The organism is Fulvitalea axinellae (genome assembly GCF_036492835.1).
GTDB lineage: Bacteria > Bacteroidota > Bacteroidia > Cytophagales > Cyclobacteriaceae > Fulvitalea > Fulvitalea axinellae.
In genome coordinates, this window is record NZ_AP025314.1 from 925,276 (window position 1) to 939,058 (window position 13,783).

Below are 13,783 nucleotides of genomic sequence, written 5' to 3' on the forward strand. Positions count from 1 at the left end.
TGCTTGAGGGTAAAAAAATCCCCATCGGTAAGGTGCCGAAGGGGATTTTAATTTTACATGCTTTTGGGCTTAGTCCAAGGTCGCTTCTTCTTGGGCCACTTTCTCTGTTTCGGCGCTTGGTTCGTAGGTTACCGAAACGATTTTCATCTCGTTGATCAGGTGCGTGGCGCCGGCGTATTTGTCTATGATAAATAAAAGGTAGCGGGCATCCATACCGATGTTACGGCAAATGCGGGCGTCGTAGTTTACGTCCGACATGGTGCTTTGCCATGTGCGGTCGAAGTTCAGGCCTATCAGGTTGCCCGAGGCGTCAATGATAGGACTGCCCGAGTTACCGCCAGTGGTGTGGTTTGAAGCCAGGAAACATACCGGCATCTTGCCTTTGTGGGCCCAGCGTCCGTAGTCTTTTTTCTCGTAGAGCTCGCGGAGTTTGGCCGGCATCTCGAAGTCGGGGTTGCCGGTTTCGTTCTTGCGAACGATGCCTTCCAGGTAAGTCTGGTGGGTGTACAGCACGCCGTCTTCCGGCTCGGCTCCGTCAATGATTCCGTAGCTTACGCGCATGGTGCTGTTGGCGTCCGGATAGAATTTGCGGTCGGGGCTCATCTCCATTAGGGCGCTTACGTAGGTGCGCATCAGCAGGTCAAGTTCGTTGCCGGTTTTACGCAATACGGGCAGTACCGAGCTTTCGTACTTCTCGCGGAACGCGTTGTGTACCACTACGGCCGGGTCTTTCGCCAGTTTTGACGGTTTTTCCAGCGCTTTCTCGAAGCTCGCCAAGTCGGTCAGGGCCGTTTTCTTGTAGATTTTTTTCATCCAAGCCGTCAGGTCGCCTTTGTATTTGGCTTGCGCTTGCTTGAGCAACTCCGGCTGGATGTCGGCCGGGATATCGCGTGCGTAGATTTCCATCAGTCGCGCGAAAAGTTTCTTGTCCGTAGGCAGGTTATAGTTTTTGAAAACCCTCTTGGCGTAAGATTTCGCCGAGGCTACGGCTTTTTCGTACGACTTGGTACCGTGCTTCTCTTTGGCTACACGGCTGGCGCGGTAGGCCAAAGTCATCAGTTCCGATCCGTAAACCGCCTCGCGCATATATTCCGACGGCAGGCGAACGGGGTTTTGCAAATCGTAAACGCCTTCTATCTTCGACAGCAGGTTTCCGTATTTGCGCTTTCTTTCGGCGTCGGCTTCCACCCATTTGGTGAATTTCTCTTCGCCGCGGCGTTTTTTCTCTATCGCTTCCGTAATCTTGAGGCCACGGTTCTCGCCGATCCACTTTTTCCAGTAGTTGGCCACGCGGGCGTACTTCGAGGCGTATTGGATGCGCACTTTGTCACTGGCGTCCATATCGGCGCGCATGATGGCGAGTTTCTCGTCGCGGATAGCGATTCTTGCCGGGTTGATTTTGTTTACCAAAGGATCAACGGCATAAGAGGTCAGGTACTCTTGCGTACGGCCCGGGAAGCCGAACACGAGGCTGAAGTCGCCGGGGTTCACGCCTCCGATGTTGATCGGGAGGAAGTGGCGCGGCTGCAACGGTACGTTGTCTTTCGAGTATTTGGCGGGTTTTCCGTCAGGGCCGGCGTATATGCGGAACATCGAGAAGTCGCCGGTATGGCGCGGCCACACCCAGTTGTCGGTATCGCCGCCGAATTTGCCGATACTTGAAGGAGGAGCGCCCACGAGGCGGACATCGCGGAAAGTCTCGGTAACGAACATGAAGTATTTGTTGCCGTAGAAGAACGGCTTGATTTGCGCTCCATAATGCGTGCCTTTTGTTGACGCCTTTACGATTCCGGGAATCCGGGCGCTTACCGAATCCTGCAACAGGCTTTCGGAAAGGTTAGGGGACAGGCCTCCGAGCACCCGGTCGGTCACGTCCTCGATCCTGACGATAAAAGTCACGAACAGATCCGGGTTCGGGAGTTCCTCTTCACGGCTCATAGCCCAGAAACCGTTGGTCAGAAGATCGTTCTCTACCGAACTATGGCTTTGTACGGCGCCGTAGCCGCAGTGGTGGTTGGTGAGCAACAGGCCTTCGCCCGAGATCATCTCGCCGGTGCAGAATCCGCCGAACGATACGATGGCGTCTTTAAGGCTTGACCGGTTGATGTTGTAAATGTCTTGTGCGGACATTCTCATGCCCAGGCGTTGCATGTCGCCTTCGTTCAAAGCGCCGATCAGTTGCGGCAACCACATGCCCTCTTCGGCTTTGGCCCTGAACCCAAGCGACAGGCACAGGAAAAGAATCAGGCTAAACTGTTTTCCGTTTATCTTCATCAGGTCTTTAGTAGTTAGGAATTTTTCGTTTTTACATTTTTAAACCCAAATATAGCGGTTCTGACCAAAATTCTGAGCGAACAAGGCCATTCGCCGGCCAGGAATAGGACAAGATAGGAAAGCTGAGGGCGTAAAGGCGGAAGAAGTAAGGCTTCTGGCCGAAAAACACGTTGCGTGTACTTTTGCTTTAGGTTCGGAACAAAATAAGGCTCTTGGACTTATTGAAAGAGCTATGGTGGATTATTACAAAATACTGGGAGTGGCGAGGGATGCCAGTGGGGAGTGTATCAGGGAATCTTTCCAAAAAATGCGAAAGGCGGGCGAGGCGACAGATATGCCGTCCGTGCGCCAAGCGTTCAAAGTTTTGTCAAATCCAGATATGCGGGAAGAATATGACCGCAGATTTTCGGACGCCGTTTATAAGGTGCCGAAAAATTACGGAGTGATTTCCAGAACGGCTTTCGCCGGAATGGTGTTGTGCTTGAGTTTTTTTACGGCGCTTTTGATCTGGACCGTATTGCTGTAGGAGATCCGTTTTTTTAGGAACTGGAATTGAGTTGGTAAAAGGCCGCTTGGTTAACCGTTGAGGGGATTTGCCCGGTAGCCATATCCGTTTCGTTTATAATCTGTGCCAAAGAGCGCATTGTCGAATCTTCCGAGAGGATACGGTATGTCGCGCTATCTAAGGATTCCTGGTCTTTGGCGCTGTCCAGCCCCAGAGTTTCGTGCAGTTGGCAAACCAACACGATTCCCAAAAGGCGGAGGTCACTTGGAGGCAGGGCCAGGTCGGGGTGACGGACCGCCCCGGCCAGAGTGTTTACCAAACTTTTTTGTGTTTTGTGACCTCTCAGCCACGTTTTGCGGTAGCTTATTATTCCCAAAAATTTTTTCCGTTCGATCCTGAGCAATCCTTTGCGTTCCAATTCGTCCTGAATCGCCCGTCGGAATCGTCCCGAAGACATGGCCAGACGCTGGACCCAACTTTTCATACTTCTCCGTTTTTGCGATTCCCGGATAGTTTCGGTGATGTCGCTAAGAACAGAAGCTTTGTCGGGATTTTTGTTGACAATAACGACTTTCCTTTCTTTCTCCGAAATATGCCCGCTATACGCAAGGTCCGTCATCAGGCTGGCGATGATGCCGTAAGGCAGATGAAAACCGGGGACAGACAGCCCGTTTTTGTCGGGCGATTGGCAAAGCAACAAAAGTTTTTCCGCTACGCTCAGGTCCATAGGCATGTGTGTTGGTGAAAAATCGGGAGAGATTAAAATTCTCTTATTTTAAATTATACGAAAGAAAGATGAAAAAGGCTGAAATTAATTTTGGCATGCGGGTTAATGTTATATCAATTAAGCTTTAATTGCCGTTCCGATACTCCCGCGGTGTTCGGCTAAAATGTTCCTTGAACCTTGTTCTAAAGTACTTTACGTCTTCGTAACCTACTTTGGCGGCGACCTCTCCAATACTGAGTTTTGGGTTTTTGACCAAAAGTATAGCGGACAGGTTTATACGTTCGTAACGGATTAGTTCACCTGGGCTGAGGCCAGTGGCTTTGCGTAGCTTTTCGGTAAGCGAAGTTTTGCTGAGTCCGATTTTTTCGCATAGTGCGGGCACTCCGAAACTCGGGTCTTTGAGCCCCGAGCGGATTTCGGATTTTACCATTTCCAAAAAAGTTCCGTCTACTGTCCATGTTTCCCCATGAGAGGGGTCCGAGACAGCCGGGGAGCTTAGCTTTTGGTTGATAAGGGCCTGGGCTTGGGCCAAAAAAACTCTGGTCTCGAAAGGTTTGGGCAAGTAAACATCCACCCCTGCGGCTATTGCGTCCAAGAGGTCGTTGGTACCATGACGGACCGATAAGTATACTATTGGGACCTTGGGCGAAGTCACCGATTCTTGTTTCAGTTTTCGGCAAAAGTCTAGTGATACGTTTTTTCGCTTGGACTCGTCTATTATTATCAGGCTCGGAGAGCTTTCCGGTTTTCCGGTCAGATTTTGTTTTTCTTCGATTGTGGAAGTGCTGATTTCATACTCATTTTCCATTATGTTTTGAACGAATGTTAAAGTTCCAGCATCTTCGCCATAGATCGTTATACGGGGTTTTCTTACTTCGTTTGATATAAGTAGGGCCTCTATTTTAGACTTATGGGGATCAGGGGAGGTTTTGAAAGGAAGTCGGATTTCATAGGTTATCGTGCCGTTTTTTTGCCGTACCTCCACCGATCCGCCTGATGAGCTGGCCAAATGCTGGGCATTTTGTAGTTTGTGGTGATTGTCACAGGTATTTTTGTCTGTCTGATAAGTAACCGTTATTTGGATATGTCGAAGTTCATGGTCCATTTTGGCGGAAAAATTGAGTCGCCCACCGGAAGGAAGGTCAGGTAGTGCGTTATCGTATGTAATGCGAATCAGATTGCTTAAAGTTACGGCGTTGAAACACACGTATTCTTCTGTGAAGTTTCCTGAATAGTACGCTTCCGGGGTGTTACCGTCTGCATTTAATGCCTCCACCATTTCCTTTACATATAGTAAAGGATCTCGTTTTTCAAGACTTTGTGTGACGGCCCGTTCCGAATAGTTTTCCGTTTGTAATGCCCACGAGATCATGTCGGTGATTTTGTTTGTATGTTCAAGCGCCAAATTCATCAGGTCTTTTCGTTTTCCCCGTCTCATTCCTTCCAGGGCGCTTTCCAAGGGCGCTTTAATCAGGCTGAGTGGCGACCGGATATCGTAAGCCAGTTGCTTGAATGGTATTTCTGCATATTGTGTAGCCTTTTTATCCTGAATACTGATTATCCTGTGCTTTAACAAAGCTTTTAGCGTTCCGAACCTGTTGTAGATTTCGGCCAAAATCAGGATCAGTAAGATGTAAAAAGCATAGGCGTAGCCAGTTTTCCAGAAAGGAGGCGATACCTGAACAAGAATAGTGGAGGTTGGCGAGTCTGTGTAGTTGTGTGAATCGGAACTAGCGCTGAGTTCGATTTTATATTCGCCAGGAGAGAGACTTGGAAATTCTATTTTGCCCTGTTTAACGGTAATATTTTGCCACTTTCCTTTTCCGTTTTCTGATGAGATTCGGTAACCGTATTGTGGTTGGGTGTAAGGCGAAAAGTGGGGAGTTGTGAAGGAAATGGACAGATTTCCGAAATCATAAGGCAATTTGATACGGTATGAGCCGTCATTTTCTGATGGGGTTTGTGCTACATTCTCCCCTAGGACTTTTATTTCTATAACTTGTATGGGAAACTCGTTTTCGGATGATTCTGAGGAAAGTTTTTCCGGATCAACAACCGTGGTTCCTGCCACGAAAGAGAAAGCTAGGCGCCCGTCGGGTAGCGGACTTGATAGGTTGTTTAGGTATGAGGGGAAGACAGCTCGCCCGTCGAAGCCAAACCGTCTGTATTTTCTTTCTTTAGGCCAAAATACTGTAAGGCCTCTAGTGGAGGCTATCCAGACTCGCCCCAGTCGGTCTTGGGCCAATGAGGCTATTCTTCCGATAAGGTTTTCTCTGTCTGGAAGGTATGATTGTAGAGAGTCGCTGCCTTTCGCCAGATGAAAAAGAGAACCGTCGGGCGAGCCCATCCAAATACCGCCGTTGATCCCTTTCGCTAAAGCTGTCGGTCTGGGTTTTGTTGTTGTTTTCAGGGCTCGGGGACGTAAGCTGTCCCTTGTGATTTCGAAACGGACGGGGCCCGTTTGGCTATTGTTATAGACTAGCCAGCCGTCTTTGCTGATGGCGAAACCGAGAATATTGGCGGGGTTGTGTACGGACCCGCCCGCATCACGGTATTCGGCGCTCTTCATGTCCGGGGATATTTTCCACAGTCTTCTTTTTTCGCAAACGCACCAAATATTGCCGTATCTGTCTTCGTTGATGAATTTTACACCAATAGTAGGGCTTTTGCTCAAGGCTAGATTCCTGCTTTCGAACCTATCCTGACTGGCGATATAACGGTAAAGGGAACCGCGCCTGGAACCGAACCAGCATGTGCCGTCAGAAGCCTTGAAGGCCTCTGAGAATCGCTTTTCCTTATAACCTTCGGAGTTTGGCCTGTAAGCTTTGTAGCTTTTCTTAATGGGATCATACAACAGCAGTCCGTTTTCGAAAGTAGCGAACCAGACTTTTCCATTTTCCGCTTTGCATGAGGCCATAATTTTGAAAGGGGGTAAGCCCTCGATCCTGTCCGAAAAAAGTCCCGTTTCGGGGCGCAACACTAAGATGTCCCACCGTGGAATGGTCAGCCACAAATTGCCACGGCTGTCAAAAGTGAGTCCGCCTACGTGGTTGTTGCGTGTTCTCGAGTCCGAAACGGACAGTTGTATTTTGGCGTGTTTTAATGCGGAGGTTTTAAATACTCCTGCTTGGGGTAGGTTTGCGTAACGCAGGCCATAGGCGCCGGTACCAAGATATAAGTTTTTTCCATCATCGCTTATGGAGCTGACGCTAGCGTAATAATTTAGGTCTTCGTTAGGTGTTTGGTGTATTCTGAAGTTGCCGTTTTTGTCTTCACTAGCTAGACCGTGGTTTGTCACCCAAAACATATCGCCTTTACTGGACCGGTATAACCTCTTTAGATCGAGGTCGGTGGGTGAGGTTTTCCCCTCGGCTGTCAGTATTTTGAAGGGTTCGGGAGTTGATTTTCCCGGCCGAATTCGGAATAGGCGTTTTGACCAATCGGAAAAAAGGACGTTACCGGAAGTGTCGGTGCCGATTTGGAGTGCGCCGTGATAAATACGTTTTCCTGTCGGTCGATTTTTTAAAGCGGTTTGGCATTTGCCTGTATCCCCCTGCCATCGTACAAGCCGTCCGTCTGGCGTGGCGATCCATACGTTGCCATCTTGGACACAGAGTCCGATAGCGTATTGTTGGAAGATATCTTTGGCTAGAGGGCCTTTTGCTAGCGTAACGGTTTTCCGAAGATTGATGTCAAATACTTTCAGCCCTTTGGTGGTGGCGAGCCAGATCCTGTTTTTCTTTTTCTGATAAATAGCGTTTCGGATCTGCATGTCGGAATCCGACTCGAAAACTGTCCTTACTTCCGTTCCGTCATACCAAAGCAAACTGCTGAAAGTGGCTATCCAGATAAAGCCGTTCTTGTCTTCCATGACTTGACTTCCCCTAAGGTCCGGAATTTGCGTTTGCAGGCTTTTCATAACAGTATAGCCAAAGTCTGAAGCCGTGGCGGAAGAAAAGCAGGTAAACAAAAGCAGGCAAATCGTGAATTTTCTAGTCATAGACGCTTTCTGCAAAATCGGGTTAGTCGTGTGGCGCGAGTCGGGAAAAGGTATTGGGAATACCGCTTGTCCAAAGAACTCGAGTCAAGTTGACCTAATATTTTTCCTCCTTAAGGATTTCGGACAAGCCTTTTGGTCTCCTTCGAAATTCTAGATTCTTTCGGTTTTGCCTAAAAATTCGGGTTCCAGATTGGGCTTGATATAAAATAAAATGATCATCAATCCCTATCTATCCGTCTCTGTTACCCCTACGGAGGCGTAACACCGGTCAAAACACCCCGTAATACGGTCAATCCTCTGTGTTTTTGCCAGTGACTGATATCTAATATTGTGTGACGCAACAGTCCTTTGTATGGAAGGATCCAATCCTTTGCGCCTCCATTTTTATCGGGTTAGCCAAGCCTTGAGGGGGCGCAAAACTTGGGTTGGTCTGTTTTGCGGAAACCTTTATTGTTTGGGGTTTAAATGTCATCATACTCTAAGGCTGTAATCCGAAAGTGGGAGGACTATTCTTTTTCAACATAAACCATTACGTTATGAGAAGCACTTTTATCGTTTGCTTATTGTTTGTAATGTCCCTGGCGGGCTATTCCCAGAGCCAGGAGCATGTGCCCAGAAAAATATGGGACTTTAATCCCGATTCGCCCAACTTTACCCTTGACTGGAACGAATCGAGCGCTAATGCTGACCCCGATAGGGAGTTTCATATTTCGCGCGTCCCCCTTCGAAACAAAGTGGGATATAAGCCGTCGCAAGTTAACCCACAACTGGACCCGAAAAGAAAACTGAGTGATTGGAGCGGGTTGTCGACCAGTGCCCGGGGCTACGACGACTCCAGCGAACAGGCTTTTACTTTCTGGCAATACATGGACGTCCGCGCCGAGTGGTCATATGCCTCCAGAGTGGTTATGCCTAGCGCTATGCTTACCGAAGCCGCCCACCGCAACGGCACAAAGTCGTTGGGAATGTTGGTTTGGGCCAATAACGGTTGGCACGGAGAGGAATTCAGGGAAATGCACCGAAAGGTAAACGGTGTGTATATCCACGCCCGCAAACTTGTCGATATTGCCCGTTACTACGGTTTTGACGGTTGGTCATATAACTCGGAGTATGTGGGCAGTTACACGCCTAGTGCCGAGGACCAGAAAGGTTTTTTGGAAGAAATGCAGGCTTATGCCACCTCAATCGGCTTTGATGAGTTCGAGATCCTTTGGTACGACGCCAGATCGAATACGGGACGAGTGTCTTTTGCCAACCAGCTCAATAATGGCAATAAGGATTTTTTCCATAGAAGAGGCAAAACGGTGTCCGACGTTTATTTCTGCAATTACAATTGGGGGACCTCGACTATCGCTACTTCTATCAATACCGCAAGATCCTTCGGAAGGGACCCTTACGACGTAGCCGTGGGAATCTATATGCCGCAGGGAGCCAATAACAATTGGAGCAACTTGAGTCCTTACCATAAAATTTCTATCGGTCTTTGGGATACGGGCTACGAATACGCCCACCTTTCTTCCGATCCTAAAAGGTCGATGAGCTTTACCCAAAACGAGATGCTCGCGGATATGTGGACGGGCACTAGCCATGATGTCCGCAATCCTGGACAACCGGGAACCGGTACAGGGAAAATCCCGAAGACCTTCGGTTTCTCTTATTATATGCCGGCCAAAACCGCCATTACCCAATACCCTTTCCTTACCCGATTTAATCCGGGACAAGGAGTGTCTTTTTCGGAAAACGGCGACAGAAGCTTCGAGAGAGTTTGGTCGGATTGGAGCCTTCAGGATATTCTTCCCGCTTGGAGATGGTGGTGGAGCCAGGGCGGACAGGGCCTCGAAGCCAGCATCGACTTTGACGAGGCTTTTGACGGATCGGCTTCTCTTAGGGTAAAGGGAAACTTGAGCGGCGATAATACATTGCGCCTTTACAAAGTGAAACTGCCCGTAAGCGCCGATACCAAAATTTCGGTGAGCTATAAAAAAGCCGGTGCGGCCAAAGGCGAAGAGGCCAATGCCGCATTCGGGTTCGCTTTCGAAAACGGCCAGCAACTTTCGCCTTTCTCCTTCCACAGTTTAGGACAAATACTGAGGCCAGGCTGGAATACGGTGGAAATCGACCTCTCGGCTTACGCTGGCCAAACCATGGCGGTCATAGCGTTGAAATGTTCCGGTACCGAGAACAATTACGACTTGCGCATAGGTGAGATTTTGCTGACAGACGGAGCGGTCCCCGTTCCCGAACAACCGGTTGCGGTAAGCGCCGACGTATTCGAAAATGTCGGGGATAAGTTTTCCGCCCGTCTTGACTGGAGCCTTCCGGGTAATCCCTCCACCAACGAGGAAGCTGGCATAAGGTATTTCGAAATCCGCCAAGTATTGTCCGACGGTTCTTCGCAGTTGGTAGGCCGAAGCTCCGCCCGTTCATTTTTGGTAAAGAATCATCAAATAGCAAAGGGGCAAACGGAACTCAACCTGAAAGTGATCTCCGTTGGTCTCGACGGTAGAACGGCTAATGTAAACAGCCTCCCGGTTTCGCAGACTTTGGATCCCGACCCCGACGCGAATATCGATCTTGATAGCCACACCTTAACGCAGGGAATCGCTTACCGTATGGGCAACGGGTCGGTCGCTTCCCATGCTTACGCCTGGACCTTTGAAGGGGCCGACATCGCGGCCAGCGCCGATGAGGAACCCGAAGTGATATTCTCCGCACCCGGCCAATACAAAGTAAAATTGACCGCGACGCACTCGGATGGCCAGCGGGTCAATTCGGACAGCGTAATCGTGACCGTTAACCCGTCGGAAGGCGTCACAGCCCCTATGGCCGAATTCTCCGCCTCGGTGACTGAAGCTTTGCCTGGTCAAAACATCGAGTTTGATTACACCGGCGATCCGGGCGCCACATATGGCCCGACGTCGGGAATGATGGTGGATTCCAGGTCCGGACAGGTGGTATCCGATTCGAAAATCGATTTCTCGGGAACTCCATTCACAATTTCTTTCTGGATAAAAAGGGACGCTTCGCATTGGGGCTATACCGATTTTATGAGTTTCGGGAATTTCCTCAGCATGAAATTCAAAAACGGTGACGCCATCCAGTGTTATGTTATTGGTTTGGGGCCGAATGCCGATGTCAAAAGAAGCAAAACCACGCCTATGCCTATCCCGATCGGAAAATGGCAACACTTCGCAATGACTTACGACGGCTTTAATACGAGGCTTTTTCTGAATGGAAAGAAGGTGATCGAACGCGTAACCTCCACTTCGGTTTTTTACAGAGAAGGTACCCAAGGCCGTCTCCGTTTGGGCAATGCCGCGGATCGGGCCAGTGTGAGCCTTGACGATATTCGGTTCTGGAAAGAAGCCCGTACAGAAACCCAGCTTCAGCAGGATATGAAAGTGGAAGCGACGGCCCCATACAGTGACAAACTCGCCCATTATTGGAAGCTCAACGAAAATACGGGCGTTACGAGCAAAGACGAAAAAGGCGGAGCCGACCTGACGGCAGGCCCTGAAATAGCCTGGATACAAGGCTCCCCACGTTTGCGCAAAGCGGAGGTGTCGGCTCCCGACGAGATCCGCTACGCTTGGAGTTTCCCGGGCGCTTATCCCGAGATGTCATCCGAGGCCCGGCCTACGGTGAGCTACGCAAAAAGCGGAACGTACCCTGTTTCGTTGAAAGTGGTGACTTCGGCTGGAACTCATGAGGTGTCAAAAAACGCTTACATCCATGTGGCCGATGACGGAACGGTTAATCTTCCGCCGGTTGTTGACTTCGAAATTCCGGCAAATGCCAAAGAAGAGACCCCTGTCCAGTTCACGGCCCAAGCAAGCGACCCGGACGGATCTGTTGTGGCTTACGCTTGGGATTTCGGCGACAACACCGGCACTACCGAAGCGAATCCAACTCACACTTTCGCCACAGCGGGCGATTATAATGTGACGCTGACTGTCACTGATAGTGACGGGGAGACTGCCCATGTTTCGAAAACCGTAACTGTAAGCCCTGACCTTACGGCTGAAGTTGTGGCTCAGGCCGGAGTAGTTAGCGTTGGCGAAACTTGGACTACCGTAAACCTTGACGAATCTTTTTCTTCTATGGTAGTAGTGACGGCTCCGGTTACGGAACCGAACGCTTCGGTGGCGCCTTTCGTTGTACGGATCAGAAACGCCTCGAACGACAGTTTCCAAGTTAAGCTTCAAGCCCTTGGCACTGGCACTGTAGGTACGCGTTCCGTTCATTATTTGGCTGTGGAAGAAGGCGACTACACCGAAACCGAGCACGGGGTGAAGCTTTCGGCCAGAAAAGTCATTTCTTCCCAGACCGCTTATAAGTGGTATTACCTGGGCAAAGGCGTAGCCACAGATCTTTCAGCTTTTGCTTCTCCTGTAGTAGTGGGGCAGGTCATGACTGAAAACGACAGCCGTTGGTCCGTATTTTATGCCGACAACGGAAGCTTGGGAACCCCTACGAGCGCAAGCGCTTATGTAGGCAAGCATGTAGGCGCAGGACCAGAAACAACCCGTAATGCGGAGACCTTAGGCTTTATTGTGATGGAAACTGGGGCGGACACCAATTTGGATGGGCTTCGGCTCAGGGCCGGGACGCTTTCTGGCGTTACCGGAATGGTACAGACGCCAGCGGGCTCCACACAGTCGTTAGGCTGGCAGGAAGTTCAAGGGGCCGTGCTGAGCGTAGCCGGAATGGCCGGTAGTGACGGCGCTTGGGCCACTCTTCTAAATCCAGGCGTAAGCAACGGATCAATGACGGTAAGTCTGGATGAAGACCAAATAGCGGATTCCGAACGGAAACACCTTGGCGAAGCCGTGGCTTACATCGCTTTCGCTAACGACACTTCCGCTCCCCAACTCCGTACCTCTACGGCCAAGCCTTCAGCGGAACCGCTTGCGGATAACAGGATTACGGTATGGCCAAATCCCGCTACGGACGTACTCAATATCCAAGCTTCCGGCGAATTCGCTTACTCGATTATTTCGCAAAGTGGAGCCGTGGTTCTTTCGGGTAATGGTGATTCGCGGGAATCTGTAAATATCGGAAACTTGTCGACGGGGATTTATATTCTGAAAGTGTCTTCCGACAGTCAGGTATCGGTGATTAGAATTATGAAAAATTAGTGACTGAACTTTCGCTCTCCCTGCATTTGGGAGAGCGATTCTTAATGAATATATTTCAGGCCGACCGCAAGGCGTCAAGTTCTTCCATGGCAGCCTTTATCATCTTCAAATACAATTTTGATTTTATCGCAAAGTGATTCAGCTTCTCCTTAACCTTCAGTTTTTCCAGTTTTATGTAGGCGATCATGGAAGCGAAGATGTGGTTCAATTGGGTAATCTCCATCTTTGTGGGAGACTTGCCTAACATCGTGTTTTGCTTGAGCGACTTATGGAACTCCTCGACTTTCCACCGTTTTTGGTAGATCGCTACGATATCCTCGAAAGCCATGTTCTCCCCGTTGGTAACCAGCCATTGTTCCGCGGTCGACCGGTCCCTGTTTGTAAAGACTTGTTTGGCGAGCGTGACAGGAAAATCAACTCCCTTGACCCACACCCGCTTCACTTGACCGCTTTCAATAGGCGCATCCGAAACGTGAATGAATTTGCCCTCGTTTTTGTCCTTTTCGCTCATTGCTATATTCCTGTTGCTCTTCAGCGGGCAAACGAAAACCTTCTTGAGCTTGTAATGAATATACTTCAGCGTATCGCTGGCGGTGAACCACGTATCGAAAAGAATGTACCTGAAAACCAGTTTGTTCAGAAAGTTTAGACGGTGTAAAACTTCCAGTACCATCTCATTTTTCGTTTTCTCGCTTTTACGCTTTTCCTTCCCGTTCTTGTCTATGTATTTCACCGTCTTGTGGACGATCTCATAAGCGACCGGACAGTTAACCGTTTGTCCTTCCACGGTATTGCTCAGAAGAAAGTTAAGGGAGTTGATCCCTTTGACCGCTTTGCCTACAGTATGGTCGAAATGATAAGCTACGATGTCGTTTTCCGAGGAATGAGGCTTGTGGACAATGCAATCGTCGATACTCAAAACCGCCTCTTCGCCCTCAATACTCCTGGCGAAAGACTTCACCTCTTTCCAAAAAGCCTTTTGGTCCATGTCCGGTTGCTTGAGGAGGTCGCTGAAATAATCATGGGGAATCTGATTGTCCAAAGATGCTGAGAGCCCTGTTGAGGTGGCTTGCCCTCGACTGGCAATAAGATAATCCGTGTATAATTCAAATCCGTCTCTCCTTTTCATTTTTCAAAAA

At 49.5% G+C, this 13,783-nt stretch carries 6 protein-coding genes; 2 read left to right on the plus strand and 4 right to left on the minus strand.

Annotated elements, in window-relative coordinates; translation table 11 throughout:
* Nucleotides 1-69: 69 nt before the first annotated feature.
* Nucleotides 70-2,274 carry a S46 family peptidase gene (locus AABK39_RS03820; RefSeq protein ID WP_338393595.1) on the minus strand — a complete coding sequence of 735 codons (2,205 nt, stop codon included), beginning with the start codon at nucleotides 2,272-2,274 and terminating at the stop codon, nucleotides 70-72.
* 232 nt (nucleotides 2,275-2,506) lie between these two features.
* On the opposite strand from AABK39_RS03820, the gene AABK39_RS03825 reads away from it, so the two are divergent.
* Nucleotides 2,507-2,800 carry a J domain-containing protein gene (locus AABK39_RS03825; protein ID WP_338393596.1) on the plus strand — a complete coding sequence of 98 codons (294 nt, stop codon included), beginning with the start codon at nucleotides 2,507-2,509 and terminating at the stop codon, nucleotides 2,798-2,800.
* Nucleotides 2,801-2,813: 13 nt separating this feature from the next.
* On the opposite strand, the gene AABK39_RS03830 is transcribed toward AABK39_RS03825, so the two are convergent.
* Nucleotides 2,814-3,506, minus strand: coding sequence for a GOLPH3/VPS74 family protein (locus AABK39_RS03830; protein ID WP_338393597.1), 693 nt, complete (start codon nucleotides 3,504-3,506; stop codon nucleotides 2,814-2,816).
* A gap of 124 nt (nucleotides 3,507-3,630) precedes the next feature.
* Nucleotides 3,631-7,506, minus strand: coding sequence for a helix-turn-helix domain-containing protein (locus AABK39_RS03835; protein ID WP_338393598.1), 3,876 nt, complete (start codon nucleotides 7,504-7,506; stop codon nucleotides 3,631-3,633).
* A 536-nt stretch (nucleotides 7,507-8,042) separates the two neighbouring features.
* Between AABK39_RS03835 and AABK39_RS03840 the strand changes: the two genes are divergently transcribed.
* A complete protein-coding gene (locus AABK39_RS03840; protein ID WP_338393599.1) occupies nucleotides 8,043-12,644 on the plus strand; it encodes an endo-beta-N-acetylglucosaminidase in 4,602 nt (1,533 codons plus the stop codon).
* A 55-nt stretch (nucleotides 12,645-12,699) separates the two neighbouring features.
* On the opposite strand, the gene AABK39_RS03845 is transcribed toward AABK39_RS03840, so the two are convergent.
* Entirely contained in the window at nucleotides 12,700-13,773 is a 1,074-nt protein-coding gene (locus tag AABK39_RS03845; RefSeq protein WP_338392425.1) for an IS701 family transposase, read from the minus strand.
* Nucleotides 13,774-13,783: the final 10 nt, after the last annotated feature.

Bases quoted from the DNA above. Each gene is read 5' to 3' on its own strand.
- AABK39_RS03820 (WP_338393595.1), bottom strand. From the start codon at position 2,274: ATGAAGATAAACGGAAAACAGTTTAGCCTGATTCTTTTCCTGTGCCTG.
- AABK39_RS03825 (WP_338393596.1), top strand. From the start codon at position 2,507: ATGGTGGATTATTACAAAATACTGGGAGTGGCGAGGGATGCCAGTGGG.
- AABK39_RS03830 (WP_338393597.1), bottom strand. From the start codon at position 3,506: ATGGACCTGAGCGTAGCGGAAAAACTTTTGTTGCTTTGCCAATCGCCC.
- AABK39_RS03835 (WP_338393598.1), bottom strand. From the start codon at position 7,506: ATGACTAGAAAATTCACGATTTGCCTGCTTTTGTTTACCTGCTTTTCT.
- AABK39_RS03840 (WP_338393599.1), top strand. From the start codon at position 8,043: ATGAGAAGCACTTTTATCGTTTGCTTATTGTTTGTAATGTCCCTGGCG.
- AABK39_RS03845 (WP_338392425.1), bottom strand. From the start codon at position 13,773: ATGAAAAGGAGAGACGGATTTGAATTATACACGGATTATCTTATTGCC.